Origin of the sequence: Bacillus sp. JJ675 (genome assembly GCF_036963165.1) — a bacterium.
Lineage (GTDB): Bacteria > Bacillota > Bacilli > Bacillales > Bacillaceae > Bacillus > Bacillus glycinifermentans.
This window is the reverse complement of the sequence record NZ_JBALMR010000044.1, coordinates 1-17,888: the sequence shown is the minus strand read 5'-3', so window position 1 is coordinate 17,888 and position 17,888 is coordinate 1. Positions and strand designations below refer to the sequence as shown.

Below are 17,888 nucleotides of genomic sequence, written 5' to 3'. Positions count from 1 at the left end.
GTCCGACGGCTGATATGATCGGGATGTCGGATGCAAAAATCGCCCTTGCAACGATTTCTTCATTAAAAGCCCACAGCTCTTCTATCGATCCCCCTCCGCGCCCGACGATCAGCACATCGCACAGCTGTCTGCGGTTGGCCTCTTCGATGCTTCTGACGATGGATTCACTGGCGTTTGTTCCCTGAACAAGGGTTGGGAGGACAATCACTTTTACGAGGGGATATCTTCTTTTAATAGTGGTGATGACGTCCCGTACAGCCGCTCCTGTAGGGGACGTGACGACACCGATGACTGACGGAAAAGCGGGGATGGGCTTTTTGTGCGCTTCGTCAAACAGCCCTTCTTGCGACAGCTTTTTCTTTAGTTCTTCATATGCCAAATGAAGCGCCCCGATTCCGTCGGGCTGCATTTCTTTAGCGTAAAGCTGATAATTGCCGCTCGGTTCATACACCGTAATGCCGCCTCTTACCAGCACCTTCATTCCGTTTTCGGGAGTAAAGCCGAGGCTTTTGTTTTGTCTGGCGAACATGACGGCCTGTATGCGGGCGTTGTCATCTTTCAGCGTAAAATAAATATGGCCCCTGCTATGTATTTTTACATTTGACAGCTCACCCTTGATCCAAAGGTCATCTAGATGGGGATCGACGTCAAATTTGCGTTTAATGTATTTTGTCAATGCGGTAACCGTGACAAATGCTACTTCATCCATGGCGAGAGCCTCCTTTCCAGCCGGCATCAAAAATGTTCATCCGCCAGGGTTTCTGACGGATGAACGGCTGTCCGTTACAACGAACGTTTCGCTGATTTAACCGTATTATGGGCAAGCATGGTGATGGTCATCGGACCGACTCCGCCCGGTACAGGCGTGATGTAGGAAGCTTTCTCTTTCGCCTCTTCGAACGCCACGTCCCCAACAAGTTTTCCGTTTTCAAGGCGGTTGACGCCGACATCGATGACGACGGCTCCTTCTTTAATTTGATCCGCTTTGATAAAATTAGCTTTCCCTACTGCTACGATGAGAACATCGGCTTTTTTCGTATGCGCCGTAATATCGGCCGTTCTTGAATGGCAATATGTGACGGTTGCGTTTTCGTTCAGAAGAAGCTGCCCTACAGGCTTTCCGACAATATTGCTTCTGCCGACGACAACAACCTCTTTTTCTGACAAATCGACGCCGGTTTTTTTCAATAGCTCGATGATGCCCGCAGGTGTGCAAGGCAGAAATGTATCTTCGCCGAGCAGCATCTTCCCGACGTTCAACGGATGAAACCCGTCGACATCTTTGTCAGGGGAAATTTTTTCGATCACCGCTTGTTCGGAAATATGCTCCGGAAGAGGCAGCTGGACAAGAATTCCGTGAAAGTCGTCATTATTGTTGTATTGATCGATCACCTCAAGCAGCTGCTGTTCGGTGAAGCTTGAGTCGAAATGATCCAATTGAAAACGAATCCCCATAGCCTCAGCCGCTTTTTTCTTGCCGCGCACATATGAAAGAGACGCCGGATCATCGCCGATTAAAATAACGGCCAGTCCCGGGGTAACTCCTTGTTTTTTCAGTTCTTCAACTTCCTTGGCCAGCTGCCCGCGCTTTTCTTTTGCTGTTTCTTTCCCGTCGATGATGGTTGCTGTCATTTGCTCTCCTCCTAAATTATTCAAGATCGGACTTAATGTTAGAAAGAACACCGTTTATAAACTTCGCCGACTTGTCATCCCCAAATTGCTTTGCCAGCTCAATCGCTTCATTCATAGAGACGCTGGCCGGTATATCGTCTACAAACGCCATTTCATATGCTGATAAGCGCAAAATGGCGCGGTCGACATTTGCCAGTCTGTCAAGCTTCCAATTGACGAGATGGCGCGTGATCATCTCATCGATTTTTTCCTTATTCTCTAAGACCCCGTAGACAAGCTGTTCGAAAAAAGCGTCGCTTTCCATGCCGTCCAGGGCATGGGCCATCGCTTCTTTCGGTTCAATATCGCTGACGTCAATTTGGAATAATGACTGCAAAGCCTTTTCTCTTGCTGTTCTTCTTTTCATTCTTTCTTTTTCTCCTTTAACCCTCTTTGCTGCTAACCGGTTAAGCCACAAAGAGATCATATCATATTTTTAGTCTTTTCGCATGCAAAAATCGAGGTTTTATCGGTTATAACCGAATAATAAATGAAATCCCCCGGAAATCATTCGTTTTCTGTGTACTTTCTCTTGCATCCTTTTTATTTTTCATCGCAATGGTCAGAATGATGCTTTTTAAAAAGCATTTTTTAAAGGCTGGACACGAAAAAACCAAAGGGCCGTCGGGTCCCCTTGGTTCTTCCATTCAACCGCGCTACATCTCTTGATCAATTTCAACTTCATGCGTTTTTGAATCAAATTGAATTCCAACGATGTGAATATTAATTTCATTAATCGAAAGAGCAGTCATATTGAGGAGCGTCTGGCGGATGTTGTCCTGGACAGCACTTGCGACCTTCGGAATCGACACGCCGAATAACATGACGCAGAATACGTCAATCGTAATCCCGTCATCAGACAGATCGACTTTAACGCCTTTGCCGTGGTTCTTTTTGCCGAAGCGCTCCACAACGCCCGTTGCAAAATTGCCGCGCATTTCGGCAACGCCTTCGACTTCGGATGCCGCGATTCCAGCGATTACCTCAATGACTTCGGGAGCGATTTCCACTCTCCCCAAATGGTTTTCTTCATGGCTCATGTCCAATAAGCTGTTATCGTCTTTCAACAGATTCACCTCCGTAATAATTACGATCCCATGACATCATATATTTCTAAAAACTTCGTGTTGAATTCCCCGCTTACAAATGTTTCATGATCCAATAACTTCAAATGGAACGGGATTGTCGTGTGAATGCCTTCGATCACGAATTCGCTCAAGGCCCGCTTCATTCTTGAAACAGCTTCATCCCTCGTCTTTCCGTAGGTGATCACTTTGGCGATCATGCTGTCATAATACGGCGGAATCGAGTATCCGGGATATACGGCCGATTCGACTCTGACGCCAAGGCCTCCCGGAGGAAGATACATTTCGATTTTCCCGGGTGACGGCATGAAGTTTTTCTCAGGATTTTCGGCGTTAATCCGGCATTCGATCGCCCATCCGTCAAATGTGACCTCTTCTTGTGTAAGGCTCAATTTCTCGCCTGATGCCACTTTGATCTGTTCTTTGATCAAATCGACGCCTGTCACCATTTCCGTCACGGGATGTTCAACCTGAATCCGCGTGTTCATTTCCATGAAGTAAAATTTCTGTTCGCGGTAATCGTAAATGAACTCAACCGTTCCTGCGCCCGTATATTGAACCGCTTCAGCCGCTTTTACAGCTGCTTGGCCCATCTGCTCCCTTACAGATTCATCCAGAGCAGGTGAAGGCGTTTCTTCAAGAAGCTTTTGCAGCCTTCTTTGGATCGAACAGTCGCGCTCTCCCAGATGAATCGTGTTTCCGTGCGTGTCGGCAAGCACTTGAATTTCCACGTGTCTGAAATCTTCGATGTACTTTTCAATATACACGCCTGGATTTCCGAATGCTGTGGCCGCCTCCTGCTGTGTGATCTTGATGCCGTTGATCAATTCTTCTTCCGTGCGGGCGACGCGGATTCCTTTTCCGCCTCCGCCTGCGGTTGCCTTGATAATCACAGGATACCCGATATCGCGCGCCAATGAAACCGCATCTTCGACATTTTCGATAATTCCTTGTGATCCCGGCACGATCGGAACGCCTGCCTTCTGCATCGTTTCCCGCGCGACGTCTTTCGTCCCCATCTTAGAAATGGCATCTGCTGTGGGTCCGACGAAGGTTACGTTTACCTCTTCGCAAAGCTCGGCAAAATCCGCATTTTCCGCAAGAAAGCCGTAGCCCGGATGAATCGCGTCTGCGCCGGTCATCTTGGCGACGGTGACGATGTTGGTGATGTTCAGGTAGCTGTCTTTTGAAAGCTTCGGCCCGATGCAGAATGCTTCGTCTGCCATCTGAACATGGAGCGCCTCTCTATCTGCTTCCGAATAGATGGCCACCGTTTCGATCCCCATTTCCTTACAAGCTCTGATAATTCTGACGGCAATTTCTCCCCGGTTCGCAATTAATAGCTTTTTAATCATCTTACTGCTCCTTACTCTGCTCTTACTAAAAAGAGAGGTTGTCCGTATTCAACAAGCTGTCCGTTTTCTACTAAAACTTCAACGATTTCGCCTTTTACTTCGGCTTCGATTTCATTGAAGAGCTTCATCGCTTCGACGATGCAGACGACGGATGATTCTGTAACCTTTGATCCAACGGTTACATATGGATCAGCTTCAGGCGAAGACGATGCATAAAACGTTCCGACCATCGGAGACGTGATTTTATGCAGGTTGCCGTTATCTTTCTCTTCCTTTGCCGGCGCCTCCTGAACAGGAGCCTGCTGCTGCGCGGCTTGAGCGGCCGGAGCTTGAACAGGCGCGGCAGGAACCTGCTGAACCATCTGCACGGAGCCGCCGGCATTCTTCTTAAGCTCGACCTTCGATCCTTCGTTTTCGTATGTAAATTCATTTATCGAAGATTCATCAATTAGTTTTATAAGCTGTCTGATTTCATCAATATTTAACATGCTATCGCACCCCTAATGAATAGATTTCTCATGATTATCAGTTAGTACTAAAAGTACATACTATATATCATCTTACAGGAGAGGGGTACCGAATTCAACTCCTATCATAAAGCCGCTGAACACGACCGCTTCTTCGGTTACGAAAAAATCCCGCTTTATTCCAAGCGGGAAACGTTTTATTCGGAAGGTTCAAATGTAACAGCCACATCGTTTAAGTTTTTTACTTCTTTTTCGACGAGGTCGATGATATCGATAGCAGCGGCTTTTGAATGGTCTTTCGATTTAACCGTGATATTGACTTTATCTCCTTCGGCATTGACTAATGCATCTTTGTACCCTTTTGTTTTAATCAGCGTTTCAAGCGTTTTCTCCGTTCCTTCCGCATCGCTAAGCTCTGTCATCTTATCGTAGGCTTCGCTTTTTTCTTTTGCGGTCGCTTTGTCGCTCATAACGATCTCGTTTAATTCTTCCCTCATTTTGCTGCGCTGATCGTCCATCTCCATCCGGTATGTCGTGAAGTCGTCTCCCTCAGACGTTTCCTCTGTCACAACCTCTCCTTTTTCAGCGCTTTGTTCGCTGGCTGACGTTTCTTTATCTTCCCTTTCCTTTCCATCGGTTTTGCCTTTTTCAGATTCTGTGCTTTTTTCTTTTGCAGGCTCCTCTTTCATCGGCTGTTCTTTAGTCGGCTGTTCTTTTTCAGCAGCGACTTGTCCTTCGTCATTTACCGACACGACATTTTCTCCTTCAGGCGACATGATATAGTAGACACTCAGCACAACGACAAGACTTAACATGGTTAAAAGCCAGACCGTTTGTTTTTTCAGCATCATTTATGAATCCTCCTTCATTTTTTTAGGGGCAACAGCGACGCGGTGGCTCGGAACGTCAAGAACCCTTGTCACTGCTTCAATGATGGTTTGTTTTATTTGAACGTTGTCGACTCCCTGAGCGACAACGAGAACGCCTCTGATCTCGGGCTTTTTCGTCTGGACGACGACCGGCGTTTCTTCCTCGCCGTGCTTGATCATGACAATTTCTTCATCGGAAGATGTTTCGGTGACGGTCCGTTTTCCGCCCTGTTTGTCCGTTTCATCAGTTGATGTCTCTTGCGTTTTCTGATTTTTTTCAAACACCTTCAGGGAAGTCGCATCAACATTGACGACGATCGATACATCCTCAACGCCGATGATCGTTTCCAAAATCTCCTTGAGCTGGTTCTCGTAATCCCTTTCATAGTCCTGGATCGAATCCTTTGGTTTGTCGCTCCCGGCCGGCTTAAACACTTCCTTGTCACGGCTTTGTTCCTGGTTTTCTGATGTCGATTTCTCAGATGATGCGGGGACGTCCGCCTTCTGCTGCGACGGTTCGGAAGAAAAAATCTGGCTCACCAGCATGAAAGAGACGCCGAGAACGAACAAAAGCAGAAAATAGTGGTATTTCGTCAGCTTCGCTTTTCCTTCTTTCCCTTCTTTCGGGACCAAATGACCGATCAGCTTCTCGATCCAGCTTCTTTTATTCATTGCCGCTTTGTTCTCCCCCTTCGATATGGACTGTGATCTTGTCGGGGTTCATGTCCCATATGCCTGCCAGCTGTTCTTTGATTTTCTCGGCTTCCTGATGATCTCTTGTTCGTTCTGTCTGATAGGCTTCCCCTGTATTGATGTCGACAGGTTTGACGGCTTGGACCGTTTTTTCGGAAGCTGTCTCCAAATAAACGGACGCTTCGATATGCCGGGCGACATCCTTTTCGGATTGCAGGCGGCCCGCAGAAGAGATTTCTACTTTAGCTATCTTGTATTTGTCATGACTCAACCTCTCCTCTGCACTCTTTTTTAATTGAGCAGCCATCTGTTCTAAAATATATGCTTGTTGTGAGGCTTGTATTTCTTTTTTTTCTGAATTCAGCTGATTTTTTATTTCTTCATGCCGGACTTGTCCGTTTTTGGTCAGCTGCTCGATGATAGCATCCGGATCGGCACGGAACAGCGTAAAAATCGGATTCAGTATGACAACGATCAATAGAAGGCTGATCACCATTTTTGCGTACTTCTGCATGCTCGAGTTCGGCAAAAGCATGTCGATGATGATCGCAAGCAGAATAAACAAAATGATGTTTGTCAGCCACTCTGTCAAAAAAGCCATATCAGACCCTCCCCTACTTCATCATCATGGTCAGGTTCCCCGCTGTAATAATGACGGTTAAGCTTAGAAAAAACATGAGCGAGACGATCGCCATCGCAGCGAAAATGTAGATGACGCTTTTGCTGATTACATCAAGGCAGCTGATGACAGGGCCTCCCCCCAAAGGCTGCAAAACAGCGGCGGCAATTTTGTAAATCAGCGCAAGGGAGAGGATTTTGACTGCCGGGAATGCGGCGATGCAAATCAGGATGGCCACCCCGAGAATCCCGACGGTGTTTTTGAGCAGGAGGGAAGCGCTGATCACCGTGTCCGTCGCCTCCGTAAACATCCGGCCTAATACGGGAATGAAATTGCCCGTGATGAATTTGGCCGTCCTTAACGTGATGCCGTCGGTGACGGCGGCTGATGCGCCCTGAACCGAAATGACGCCGAGAAATACGGTTAAAAAGGCGGCCAGCGTTCCGATCGCTGCATTGCGAAGGAGCTGGGCAAGCTGGGTGACTTTGTACTGTTCGGTCATCGTGCTGACGATGCTTAAGATCGCTGATAAAAATAAAAGCGGCATCACGATATACTGGATAAACAGGCCGCTCGTGTTCATTAAGAAGAGAATCACAGGATGAAAGAAAGCTGCTGAAACGGCTCCCCCCGAGGTCGCCATCAGCGCGAGGAGCAGGGGGACGAGCGACAGGATGAAGCTTGTCATCGACTGGATCGCTTCATTCGCGTAGGTGACGGCGACCCGAAAGCTGTTAAGCGCGAGGATGATCAGCACCATGTAAACGATCGCATAGGCTACTTTGCTGACGGTGCTTTGCTGGAACGCATTTTGCAGGAGCTGGAGCAGGACGCAAAATATCGTCAAAAGAATCAGGGTTCCCAATAGTTTCCCGTTTGCCAGCACTTCATGAAACAAATAAGAAAAAAGCGCTTTGGCCCACTCTTCCGGCGAAAAATGCTTCTCTCCCTTGATGAACTCCAATAAGCTGCCTTTTTGGCTCTCCGGAAGATGGCCTCCGTATTCCGTCATAATGTTGTTCCAAAACTCGCCGACCTTGTCGATCTCCAGCGATTCGGCCTGCTGATCGGCCATCGCTTCCGCCGATGTTGCGGCAGTACCTGCTTCCCCTTCTTTTTCAGAGGCTTGTACCTCCCGAGCCCCCGCGAAAACAAAGCCGATGACCAGGAGCCAAAACAGTAAACGCTTCACACCAAAAATCCTCCTTTCTGACTAAGACATGGAAGGGATCAGCCCGATGATGGTCTCGATTATGACGGTTAAAATCGGAACGGCCATGACTAAAATGAGGATTTTGCCTGCCAGCTCGATTTTCGAGGCAATCGCCCCCTGTCCGGCATCCTTTGTCAGCTGTGCACCAAACTCCGCAATATATGCGATCCCGATGATTTTCAATATCGTTTCGACGTACATCATGTTGATATTTGCATTAACGGCGATCTTTTCGATCATGCGGATGATTTCGTACACCTGGTCGACCAGGAATAAAAAAATCGTGCAGCCGGTAAATACGATGATCAAAAATGCAAATGTCGGCTTTTGCTCTTTGACAATCAAGCTGAGAAAGGTTGCAATCATTCCTAATCCTACGATTTGAACGATTTCAATGAGTAAGCCCCCCTATCCCTGGAATAGAAAGACAGCTTTTATCTTTTGGAAGAGATCATCGACGACAGTTGCAACCATGAATAAAATATAAATAAATCCTAAAAGCGTGACCCATTGGGCATATTCTTTCTTTCCCATTTGATCAAGTATGGTGTGAAGAAATGCGACGACGATTCCGACGCCGGCGATTTGAAAAATAATATTTACGTCTACTCCCATTTCTTTTGCGCTCCCCTCTTCATTACATCAATAGAAGAACCAGTAACAGTCCCGCCAAAAATCCAAGGCTTTTTACCATTTTTTCGTTTTTCGCCTGGGCGAGGTTCGCTTCAGCTTCCTCTGTTTCCAAATGGGTCAGCGCCAGCTTGATATGCTTCTGCTGCGAAACGAGGTCATGCCTGCCAAGCGTTTCTCCAAATTGCCTCAAAATATCAAATTCCTTTGTTTTGAGAGCCGTTTCGGGCCACACTTTCCTCAGGCTGTCCTCCCAGGCTGCTCCGGCTGAAGCGGTGCCTTCTCCAAGCTTATGCGAGAACGTCTCAAACAGGGAAGAAACGGGTTCAGAAAGCTGTTCGGCGATATGTTTTGACGCCAGGCGGAGCGGGGTATGCCCATACATAATTTCAGCCTCCAGCGACTGCAGAGCTGCCAAAAGCTGCCGGATTTGCTTCGGCCTTTCGCTGAAGGGTTTTGCCATCTCAAAACCTGTCCAAGTGGCAGCCGCCAAAATCAGCACAGCCCCGAAAAGCTTCAGCATGATAACACCTTCCCAGCCGCTGTGAGCGGCTCCCCGTCACCGCCGCAGATCCGGCTTATCGTGCCCGGTCCGTTTTTCCGCGACAGCTCAACGATTCGCTGAAAAACGCCGTATTCCCGAAGCCGCTTCAAGGAAGGCCGCTTCATAACGTCTCTAAACGAAAACCCGTGGGCTGACACAATAACCGACACCCCTGCATGCACCGCTTCCAACAGGGCTTCTGCGTCTTCTGTTCTGCCAATCTCATCGGCGATCACCACATCCGGGCTCATTGACCTGATCATCATCATCATCCCTTCCGCCTTTGGGCAGGCGTCGAGAATATCAATGCGCTTCCCGAACTTGTACTGTGGAATGCCGTTTACACATCCGGCAATCTCAGACCTTTCGTCAACAACGGCGACCTTTTTCGCGGGAATGTTGCCGCTTCCCGTGCTGATCAGCCTGCCAAGATCCCTGAGCAAAGTCGTCTTGCCTGTTTGCGGGGGACCGATGATCAATGTGTTCAGCCAGGCGTTTTTAAAGAGATAAGGCACATATGGCTGCGATATGCCGATCTTTTCTTTGGCGATGCGAATGTTGAAGGAGGAGATGTCCCTGATTCCCTTGACCGTTCCGTTTTCGATGACGACCCGGCCGGCAAGGCCGACGCGGTGGCCGCCTTTTATCGTGATATACCCTTTTTTCAGTTCCTCTTCGAGCGTGTACATGCTGTAATTGCCGAGCCTGTTCAAAAATATCGCTGAATCCTCCGGCGTTGCCGCATAATCCAAAAAAAGCGGCTGGCCTTTTTGAACCAATTCAAGCGGACGACTTGTCCTGATCCGAATTTCTTCGATCTGGTTCATGTCGTGTTCAGCAAGCCCGGCAAGCGCCAGTTTAATCGTGTCAGGGAGAATCTCTGTGATGTGCTGCAAAAACGCTCCCTCCTCTTTTAGCTTGTCTTCTATAAAAATGTATGTTCAAAGAAAGACTTTATGACAAGAGAGCCTGCTTCGTTATTTATAGATTCCTGCAATAATGAAAACGACGCCCATGAAGATAAGGATGAGCTTCGCATAGGAGAGCTGGCCCGCGATCTGATATATTCCGATCGTCATCGTGATAATAAAAATAAACGGTCCGACCATGGCAAGCACGCTGTTTACGGCAACCGCCTTGCGGACGTCGTTCAAAAGAAGCATCACGATCGCGGCCGTCAGCTCGATTAAAGAGGAAACAACTCTTAAAGCCGCCATTGTCAAAACAGTCGGATTGACTTGTCCAAAGAAAAACTTCATATCATAAACCTCCATTAACGCTTTCCGGCTTTTTTTACAATCTATGCTCTCTCTTGAAAAAGTAGTCTTCTGATTTTCTACTTAAAACTTGCAAAACAAAAAAAGAGCCGGCTTCATATGAAGCCGGCTCCTGTGCGCATGGCCTACGCTCTGGAAACGTAAGAACCGTCAGAAGTATTGACAACGAGTGTATCGCCTTCGTTCACGAAGAACGGAACGTTGACAACTAAACCTGTTTCTGTTTTTGCTGGTTTTGTTCCGCCTGATGCTGTATCGCCTTTGATGCCCGGTTCTGTTTCAACAACCTTCAGCTCGACCGTGTTCGGAAGTTCGATACCGAGCGTTTCTGATTGATACATCATGATTTGAACGGACATGTTTTCAAGCAGGAATTTAAGCTCATGCTCGATTTGCGAAGAGCTCAGCTCAAGCTGCTCGTATGAGCTCGTGTCCATAAAAACGTGCTGATCGCCGTTGGCGTACAGATACTGCATCGTTTTTGTCTCGATTTGGGCGCGGGCTACTTTTTCGCCTGCACGGAATGTTTTTTCCTGAATCGCGCCTGTGCGGAGATTTCTCAATTTTGAGCGGACAAATGCTGCACCCTTACCCGGTTTGACGTGCTGGAAATCAACAACGCGCCAAATGCCTCCGTCCACTTCAATCGTTAAACCTGTGCGAAAATCGTTTACTGAAATCATGGTTATCCTCCTATAGCTCCAATCAAACGGATTATAAAATAATTAGATCTTTTGCGGAATGGGTGAGAGATTCGTTCCCGCCCTCAGTGAGGACAATATCGTCCTCTATTCTGACTCCGCCCTTGCCCGGTATGTAGATTCCCGGTTCGACCGTAACGACCATGCCTTTTTCAAGAAGCTGGTCAGAACGGACTGAAAGCGCGGGGCCTTCATGGACTTCCATGCCGAGGCCGTGGCCGGTAGAATGGCCGAAATAATCGCCGTAGCCTTTGGAAGCAATATGGTCCCTCGTATAGGCGTCAGCCTGTTTGCCGGTGATTCCCGGCCTGATATTCTGCATGCCGAGCGCCTGCGCTTCAAACACGGTTTGATAAATGCCTTTCAGCTCATCACTCGGCTCTCCCACGGCGATCGTGCGCGTAATGTCCGAGCAGTATCCTTTATAGTAGGCCCCGAAATCCAATGTGACGAAATCGCCTTTCTCGACGGTTTTATCGCTTGCCACTCCGTGCGGCAGGCTTGAGCGGACGCCCGAGGCGACGATCATATCGAATGAAGAATGATCCGCCCCCTGACTCCGCATGTAAAACTCCAGTTCATTGGCGATTGAAATCTCCGTCATGCCGGGCTTAATCACCGTCAGAATATGGCTGAATGCATCATCTGCAATCTTAGCAGCTTCCTTTAATATCTTAATCTCTTCACTTGACTTAATCAAGCGCAACTTTTCAACCGAATGCGAAACCGGAACAAGCTCCGCCGGGCCGAGAAGATCTTTGTATGCGGCATACGTTCCGTATGTCATCTTATCCTGCTCAAAACCAATTTTATTTAGTCCCATTTCCTTGATCGCATCAGCTGCTTTTTTGATGATTGAGCCGGTATGCTCAACGATTTCAAAGCCCTTGATTTGATGTTTGGCCTGCTCGGTATACCGGAAATCCGTAATGAAGACCGCTTTGTCCTCTGAAATCACCGCAAGGCCCGCAGAGCCTGTAAATCCGGTTATGTACCTCAAGTTGACGCTGCTCGTCAGCAGAAGCCCTTCGATTCCAAGACCGCCAAAAAGTTCTCTCAGTTTTTTCAGTTTCATCGTTCTAGAGTCCCCCTTTTGCTATTTGTTGTTCAAAAAATAACAGACGGCAAGCTTGTAGCCTTCAAAACCGAGTCCGGTAATCCGGCCCTGAGCCACGGGTGCAATCACCGATTGCCGCCGAAACTCTTCCCTCGCATCGGGATTGGAAATGTGAACTTCGATCACCGGTATGCTGATGGCGGCCACTGCATCGCGAATGGCATAGCTGTAGTGCGAAAAAGCGCCCGGATTTAAGACGACGCCGTCATACTGATCCTCAGCCTCATGAAGAGCGTCGATGATATCCCCTTCATGGTTTGACTGGAAAAACGTCAGCTCAGCCTGAACGCCTTCGGCAAATTGAAAGAGCTTTTGCTCTAAATCGGTCAGCGTATCTCTTCCGTATATTTCAGGTTCTCGCTTCCCAAGCCGGTTTAAATTCGGTCCGTTCAAAATTAAAATGTGCGGCAACTCTCTTCCCCCTTTTTTCATTAAACAAAGCCACCGTTTGTTTCACGTTAAAAAATGTCCACTTACAGTGAACATTTTATCATAATGATTCAGGTATCAACACTATTCCTTCGATTCTCCAATCGCCTTTGAAACCTTTTCGGAATTTAATTCATTGTATTCAAACGAAATCGAATAGCCGACAAACAATCCGTACAGCAAGTAGATGCAAAACGTCGTGATAACCGTTTCCCTTTTCAGCTCGGAAACTGTCTGTACATCCGGAAACATCGGATTAAACAGATAGAATACGATGCCCCACAAAACAGCTCCGTATAAAATCCCGGGCCACATACCCTTGATTTGCTTCAGGCAGCCGAAGTACAGGAGGGCAGCGCCGATTGAAATCACCCCTATCAGCAAAATGCTGATCACCGTTCCGAGAAAACCGTTTTTCCATTCGCCGACAGCAATAGGCTGAAGAACCATGTTCGGCGTGACTTCTGAAAATTTAAACAGGTATGCAAGCTCTCCCAGCGCACTCCAGAGAATGCCGCCGATAAACCCTGTCGTAACCACCCTGCCGATGAAAGATGCCGGTTGTTCGCGTTTATTCTGCTCAAGTTCTTCGGGCTGTTTTTCATTGTCTTCACTGCTCATGACGTCAGTTCACCTCCATTTCCAGTATGTCCAAAAACAGCTGTGCCAACAGTATCTTTCCAAGTTTTTTTGAACGGAAGTGTAAAAATCAAGAAAACGGGTATACTTGAATTAGATTTGACGATTCGCTTCTCTAATTTCTAAAATTTTTAGGCACGTCAACCTAGAGGTTTCAGTACTTTTCCTGTACAATAGGTGTAAGGAAATGGTTAATGTAATCATAGATTGATACAGATAGGTTGATGCAAATGTCAAATCAAAAAAAGCCCGCATACGGAGGGCAGGCCGTCGTCGAAGGCGTGATGTTCGGCGGCAGGCGCCATTATGTAACCGCGATTCGCAGGAAGGATCAGAGCATTGAATTTTTCAAGCTGCCCCGCACATCACATCCCACGCTGGAAAAGCTGAAGAAAATTCCGTTTCTCCGGGGGATCATCGCGATTATTGAAGCGAGTGCGAACGGTACCAAGCATTTGAATTTTTCAAGCGAACGGTATGATCGCGACCCTGCATTGGACGATCAATTAAAAGAGGAGAAGCAGTCAAAGCTGACGATGATTTTTGGGCTTGCCGCTGTCGGGGTGCTATCATTCCTCTTCAGCAAATTTGTATTTACGCTTGTTCCCGTCTTTTTGGCGGAGCTTACCCGGCCTGTATTCCAATCTGATGTCGCGCAGATTATGGTCGAAAGCTTTTTCAAGCTGATCCTGCTGTTGGGCTATATTTACGCGATATCGTGCACCCCTTTCATTAAAAGGGTTTTTCAATATCACGGAGCCGAACATAAAGTCATAAACTGTTTCGAACAAAACATGCCGGTTACGGTGGAAAATGTTCAGCGTCAATCAAGGCTTCACTACAGATGTGGAAGCAGTTTTATTCTATTTACGGTGATCGTGGGCATGTTTGTTTACTTGCTTGTTCCTGCTGACCCTCTCTGGGTCCGTATTTTAAATAGAATCGCGCTGATACCAGTCGTTCTTGGCATTTCATTTGAAGTGCTGCAGCTGACGAACAAAGTGAGAAACATACCTGTGCTGAAAGCGCTGGGCTATCCCGGCCTTTGGCTGCAGCTTTTGACGACAAAAGAGCCGTCGGACGATCAGGTGGAAGTGGCAATCGCAAGCTTTAACGAGCTTCTTCATATGGAGACCAAAGCAGAGGACGAACAGAAGGAACCTTCTATATCGTAATGTAAACTTTAACGAATCGGTTAATTTTTTGGGAGGTGGACAGTTATGAAGCAACGGGTACATCCAGTCTCAGCTTTAGTGATTGCGCTTGGAATTTTTGGTTTCGTTTATTTTGCTGTCACAAGCCCCGGCCGCTTGCTGCAATATTTGTTTGTTTTTGCTGCGGTCGGCGCAATTGTCTATTTAGTCATCAGACATCTTATAAACCGCGACGCGGGCGGTGAAGGAGCAGCATTTAGAAAAGCAGCCAAACAATCAAACAAGCGTTTTCAGGATCATAAAAAACGCTCAGTCAGAGGCCGGGTGAATCATCTGAGAAGCGTGCCGTCTATCAACAAATCCAAGCCTGTCTTGGTCAAGAAAAAAAGCCAGACTCAGCTGACGGTGATCGAAGGAAAAAAGAGCAAAAAGAAAAACAGAGCTTTCTTTTAATACGTCCACTGTTTCAAAAATAATTCTGTTCGTTTTTTTCCTAGCTCAATCAGAGCTAGTTTTTTTTCTGCCGAAATCGCAAATTCCGTCGACAGCACTTCTTCGACGGGCAGGAAAATAATGTTGCGTTCGTGTTTAGTAGCGATATGCCTGGCGTCATGCGCTTCTTTCATCGTCTCAAAAAGCGCTCCGAACAGCTCAAACGCATTGTTGATCACCTTCTTCGGCCTTTCTTTTTCACTCGGCATCAAGGTAACGCCTAAAACCGGGCGTTTTTTTTCGGCGGTAAACAGCCAGATCGGAAAATTGCTCAGCACCCCGCCGTCGACGACCGTGCTGATGCCGTCAGAAGATTTCAGTTTGACAGGCTCAAAAAAATAAGGAATGCTGCAGCTCATCCGCACCGCTCTTGCGACGGAAAACCGCCCGGGATTCAGGCCGTAGCGGGTCAGATCATCAGGCAGGACAAGCATTTTGCCATTCGTTAAATCCGAGGCGATCAGTTTGAGCTTCCCTTGTTCAAAGTCGCCGAACACGGAGATTCCTTTTTCCTTTAATTTCTCGGATACCCAGTTTTCCAGTTTTTCTCCTTTATACAAACCGAGGCGCCAATAGATCGAAGCCCATTGCAGTATTTTTAACGGCAAAAAAGCAAATCTCGGGTCAAGGAGCTCGCGTTCATTCAATTCCTCCAGCATGCAGCGGATCTCCTTGCTCGTATACCCGGCCGCGATAAATGCTGCGATGATCGATCCGGCGCTCGTTCCGGCCAGTCTTTTAAATCGGAAGCCCCGTTCTTCGAGCGCTTCGTATGCTCCTGCGAGCGCAATTCCTTTCATTCCTCCGCCAGAAAAAACTCCGTCGATGTACATTCCGTTCTCCCCCCTTAAAAGATTGGCCTTACCATCATTTTAGGAAGGGGACAGAAAAAAAAGACCATCAGAAAAAGCTGCCGTTTAAAGCGGCAGCTTCTTCTATTGATTTTCCTGTTCATTTCTTTTTTGGACGCTTCTCAGATCATCGACCCTTTTGCGGTCATCCTCAAAATACTGCACAAGGTCGCCGACCCGGTCGATGCTGTTCCAGCTTAAATGATGTTCAATCCCTTCAACATCATCGTAAATTTTCTCTTCGTCAACACCAATGATTCTTAAAAACTGTTCCAGCAATTCATGTCTGTATACTAAACGCTTGCCTATTTTTTTTCCTTTAGGTGTCAGCACGAGACCGCGATACTTTTCGTAAATCAAATATTCGTCTTTGTCGAGTTTCTGAACCATTTTTGTAACCGAGGAGGGATGGACGGCTAAAGCTTCTGCTATATCTGAGACTCTTGCATATCCTTTTTCTTCTATCAGCATATAAATTTGTTCTATATAATCTTCCATACTCGGTGTTGTCATCTAATCCCTCCAAATCACACCTATTCAAATCATTACAAGTTTACACTATGTGCTTGTAAAAAACAAGCAGTCAGATAACGTTTACATCGATGTCCTATCTTTTATAATTCCATTCGTCTGTCGCGTATTTCGTCCTGGCCAGCTCCTCGACGAAGGCGATTTCTTCTTTTGTCAGTTCATAGGGCTCGAGATTGATGTTAAGCCCTTTCTCAAATCCTTTTTTAAATGCTTTGCTCGCTTCTTCTATGGTCACCTTTTCGGAGGTCAGCTGATTGATGGCGACCGCCTTTTGTTTAAAATTCCGCTGCATCCGCTCTCTGATGCGGTCGTTTTTATAGATGAATAAATCAAACAGCTTGTCTTCATCCAATTCAAGGAGAATCGAGCCATGTTGAAGAATGACTCCTTTTTGCCTTGTCTGGGCGCTTCCGGCGACTTTTCTGCCCTCGACAACGAGCTCATACCAGGAAGGCGCGTCAAAGCAGACGGATGATCTCGGATTTTTCAGACTTTGCTTTTCTTTCTCCGTTCGCGGAATCGCAAAATAAGCGTCAAGTCCAAGCTCTCTAAAACCTTCGAGAATCCCTTCGGAAATCACCCTGTACGCTTCCGTCACCGTCTGCGGCATGTCGGGATGGTCTTCTGATACGATCACGCTGTAGGTAAGCTCTTCGTCATGAAGGACGCCCCTTCCGCCGGTCGGCCTTCTCACAAAGCCCAGGCCGTGCTTTTTGACGGCTTCCAGATCGATTTCCTTTTCGATATTTTGAAAATAGCCGACCGAAAGCGTCGCCGGGTTCCATCCGTAGAAGCGGATGGTAGGCGGAATCTGCTTTTGGCTGTGCCAGTAAAGCAGCGCCTCATCAAGAGCCATATTAAAATCGGGAGCCTTGCGCCCCGAATCGATAAAACGCCATGTTTCCTTTTCCATAACCTACCCTCTTTTTCTTTGGTATACACCTAAGTCTACCATCCCCTATGAAAATTGAAAATAAATTCGGCTAATCAGATGACAGATTTCCCGCCCTTTACTATAATAGTATTTGTCTTAACATATCCATAAACATTTCCCGCTTTAGGCGGGACGATCTTAAAAAGGAGTCGGATCAGATTGTCTACCAGCAGCATTATCGTTCTCATCATTTGCGCCGCACTGATCATCTACATGGTCGTTTCATACATTTATCAGCAGCGGATTATGAAAACCTTAACAGAAGAAGAATTCCGGGCCGGCTACCGGAAAGCGCAGCTCATCGACGTGCGCGAGCCGAACGAGTTTGAAGGCGGCCACATCCTCGGTGCGAGAAACATTCCGCTCTCTCAGCTTAAACAAAGAAAAGCGGAAATCCGTCCGGACAAACCCGTCTATCTTTACTGCCAAAACAGCGTCAGAAGCGGACGAGCCGCTCAAATGCTCAAAAAACACGGCTGTCAGGAAATTTACAACCTGAAAGGCGGCTTCAAAAAGTGGACCGGAAAAATTAAAACAAAGAAATAAATGAACGCTGTCTCATGACGAGGCGGCTTTTTTCATACAAAAAAACGGCGGAATTGATCTGCACCCTGTCA

25 protein-coding genes are annotated in these 17,888 nt (G+C 47.2%); 3 read left to right on the top strand and 22 right to left on the bottom strand.

Annotation, left to right across the window (positions count from 1 at the left end; translation table 11 throughout):
- The 19 genes from xseA to V7126_RS12105 form a co-directional block, all read right to left on the bottom strand.
- On the bottom strand, positions 1-709 hold a 709-nt coding region (gene xseA, locus V7126_RS12195; protein WP_335497620.1), incomplete at its 3' end, for an exodeoxyribonuclease VII large subunit.
- Between the two features lie 74 nt (positions 710-783).
- A complete protein-coding gene (gene folD / locus V7126_RS12190; RefSeq protein WP_335497619.1) occupies positions 784-1,632 on the bottom strand; it encodes a bifunctional methylenetetrahydrofolate dehydrogenase/methenyltetrahydrofolate cyclohydrolase FolD in 849 nt (282 codons plus the stop codon).
- Between the two features lie 16 nt (positions 1,633-1,648).
- Positions 1,649-2,038, bottom strand: a complete 390-nt coding sequence (gene nusB, locus V7126_RS12185) for a transcription antitermination factor NusB (RefSeq protein ID WP_046131880.1) — start codon at positions 2,036-2,038, stop codon at positions 1,649-1,651.
- 289 nt (positions 2,039-2,327) lie between these two features.
- Complete coding sequence (locus V7126_RS12180; RefSeq protein ID WP_175077349.1) at positions 2,328-2,711, bottom strand: Asp23/Gls24 family envelope stress response protein; 384 nt, start codon at positions 2,709-2,711, stop codon at positions 2,328-2,330.
- A gap of 47 nt (positions 2,712-2,758) precedes the next feature.
- Positions 2,759-4,111 carry an acetyl-CoA carboxylase biotin carboxylase subunit gene (gene accC / locus V7126_RS12175; RefSeq protein ID WP_175077342.1) on the bottom strand — a complete coding sequence of 451 codons (1,353 nt, stop codon included), beginning with the start codon at positions 4,109-4,111 and terminating at the stop codon, positions 2,759-2,761.
- Positions 4,112-4,122: 11 nt separating this feature from the next.
- Positions 4,123-4,599 (bottom strand): acetyl-CoA carboxylase biotin carboxyl carrier protein, encoded by a 477-nt coding sequence (gene accB / locus V7126_RS12170; RefSeq protein WP_046131882.1) that lies wholly within the window; start codon positions 4,597-4,599, stop codon positions 4,123-4,125.
- Between the two features lie 176 nt (positions 4,600-4,775).
- Complete coding sequence (locus V7126_RS12165; RefSeq protein ID WP_046131899.1) at positions 4,776-5,426, bottom strand: SpoIIIAH-like family protein; 651 nt, start codon at positions 5,424-5,426, stop codon at positions 4,776-4,778.
- Positions 5,427-5,429: 3 nt separating this feature from the next.
- On the bottom strand, positions 5,430-6,119 hold the full coding sequence (spoIIIAG, locus tag V7126_RS12160) for a stage III sporulation protein AG (protein ID WP_046131883.1): 690 nt from the start codon (positions 6,117-6,119) through the stop codon (positions 5,430-5,432).
- Positions 6,112-6,741: a stage III sporulation protein AF gene (spoIIIAF, locus tag V7126_RS12155; protein WP_046131884.1), complete on the bottom strand. Its 630-nt coding sequence runs from the start codon at positions 6,739-6,741 to the stop codon at positions 6,112-6,114. Before spoIIIAF ends, spoIIIAG begins: the two co-directional genes overlap by 8 nt.
- Positions 6,742-6,754: 13 nt before the next feature.
- Entirely contained in the window at positions 6,755-7,951 is a 1,197-nt protein-coding gene (gene spoIIIAE / locus V7126_RS12150) for a stage III sporulation protein AE (protein ID WP_046131885.1), read from the bottom strand.
- A gap of 21 nt (positions 7,952-7,972) precedes the next feature.
- Positions 7,973-8,368, bottom strand: coding sequence for a stage III sporulation protein AD (gene spoIIIAD, locus V7126_RS12145; protein WP_269082048.1), 396 nt, complete (start codon positions 8,366-8,368; stop codon positions 7,973-7,975).
- A 12-nt stretch (positions 8,369-8,380) separates the two neighbouring features.
- Complete coding sequence (gene spoIIIAC / locus V7126_RS12140) at positions 8,381-8,587, bottom strand: stage III sporulation protein AC (protein WP_003183409.1); 207 nt, start codon at positions 8,585-8,587, stop codon at positions 8,381-8,383.
- 22 nt (positions 8,588-8,609) lie between these two features.
- Positions 8,610-9,125: a stage III sporulation protein SpoIIIAB gene (spoIIIAB, locus tag V7126_RS12135; RefSeq protein ID WP_046131887.1), complete on the bottom strand. Its 516-nt coding sequence runs from the start codon at positions 9,123-9,125 to the stop codon at positions 8,610-8,612.
- Positions 9,119-10,042, bottom strand: coding sequence for a stage III sporulation protein AA (gene spoIIIAA, locus V7126_RS12130; RefSeq protein WP_175077344.1), 924 nt, complete (start codon positions 10,040-10,042; stop codon positions 9,119-9,121). Before spoIIIAA ends, spoIIIAB begins: the two co-directional genes overlap by 7 nt.
- An 81-nt stretch (positions 10,043-10,123) precedes the next feature.
- On the bottom strand, positions 10,124-10,405 hold the full coding sequence (locus V7126_RS12125) for a YqhV family protein (protein ID WP_046131900.1): 282 nt from the start codon (positions 10,403-10,405) through the stop codon (positions 10,124-10,126).
- Between the two features lie 143 nt (positions 10,406-10,548).
- A complete protein-coding gene (gene efp, locus V7126_RS12120) occupies positions 10,549-11,106 on the bottom strand; it encodes an elongation factor P (protein WP_046131889.1) in 558 nt (185 codons plus the stop codon).
- A 31-nt stretch (positions 11,107-11,137) separates the two neighbouring features.
- Positions 11,138-12,199 carry a M24 family metallopeptidase gene (locus V7126_RS12115; RefSeq protein ID WP_175077345.1) on the bottom strand — a complete coding sequence of 354 codons (1,062 nt, stop codon included), beginning with the start codon at positions 12,197-12,199 and terminating at the stop codon, positions 11,138-11,140.
- Positions 12,200-12,220: 21 nt separating this feature from the next.
- Positions 12,221-12,652 carry a type II 3-dehydroquinate dehydratase gene (gene aroQ / locus V7126_RS12110; protein ID WP_175077346.1) on the bottom strand — a complete coding sequence of 144 codons (432 nt, stop codon included), beginning with the start codon at positions 12,650-12,652 and terminating at the stop codon, positions 12,221-12,223.
- Between the two features lie 102 nt (positions 12,653-12,754).
- On the bottom strand, positions 12,755-13,291 hold the full coding sequence (locus V7126_RS12105; protein WP_175077347.1) for a YqhR family membrane protein: 537 nt from the start codon (positions 13,289-13,291) through the stop codon (positions 12,755-12,757).
- Positions 13,292-13,539: 248 nt separating this feature from the next.
- On the opposite strand from V7126_RS12105, the gene V7126_RS12100 reads away from it, so the two are divergent.
- A complete protein-coding gene (locus V7126_RS12100; protein WP_046131893.1) occupies positions 13,540-14,484 on the top strand; it encodes a DUF1385 domain-containing protein in 945 nt (314 codons plus the stop codon).
- Positions 14,485-14,529: 45 nt separating this feature from the next.
- Positions 14,530-14,916: an SA1362 family protein gene (locus tag V7126_RS12095; RefSeq protein ID WP_335497618.1), complete on the top strand. Its 387-nt coding sequence runs from the start codon at positions 14,530-14,532 to the stop codon at positions 14,914-14,916.
- Here the strand turns inward: V7126_RS12095 and V7126_RS12090 are convergent.
- The 3 genes from V7126_RS12090 to V7126_RS12080 form a co-directional block, all read right to left on the bottom strand.
- Positions 14,913-15,788: a patatin-like phospholipase family protein gene (locus tag V7126_RS12090; RefSeq protein ID WP_046131895.1), complete on the bottom strand. Its 876-nt coding sequence runs from the start codon at positions 15,786-15,788 to the stop codon at positions 14,913-14,915. The two genes, V7126_RS12095 and V7126_RS12090, sit on opposite strands and share 4 nt — an antisense overlap.
- Positions 15,789-15,890: 102 nt before the next feature.
- Positions 15,891-16,319, bottom strand: coding sequence for a transcriptional regulator MntR (gene mntR, locus V7126_RS12085; RefSeq protein WP_046133028.1), 429 nt, complete (start codon positions 16,317-16,319; stop codon positions 15,891-15,893).
- A gap of 94 nt (positions 16,320-16,413) precedes the next feature.
- The gene (locus V7126_RS12080; RefSeq protein WP_046133027.1) at positions 16,414-17,250 is read right to left on the bottom strand and encodes a lipoate--protein ligase family protein; all 837 of its coding nucleotides are present in this window, start codon (positions 17,248-17,250) and stop codon (positions 16,414-16,416) included.
- Positions 17,251-17,484: 234 nt separating this feature from the next.
- Here V7126_RS12080 and V7126_RS12075 point away from each other — a divergent pair, with 234 nt between their 5' ends.
- On the top strand, positions 17,485-17,817 hold the full coding sequence (locus V7126_RS12075; RefSeq protein ID WP_046133029.1) for a rhodanese-like domain-containing protein: 333 nt from the start codon (positions 17,485-17,487) through the stop codon (positions 17,815-17,817).
- Positions 17,818-17,888: the final 71 nt, after the last annotated feature.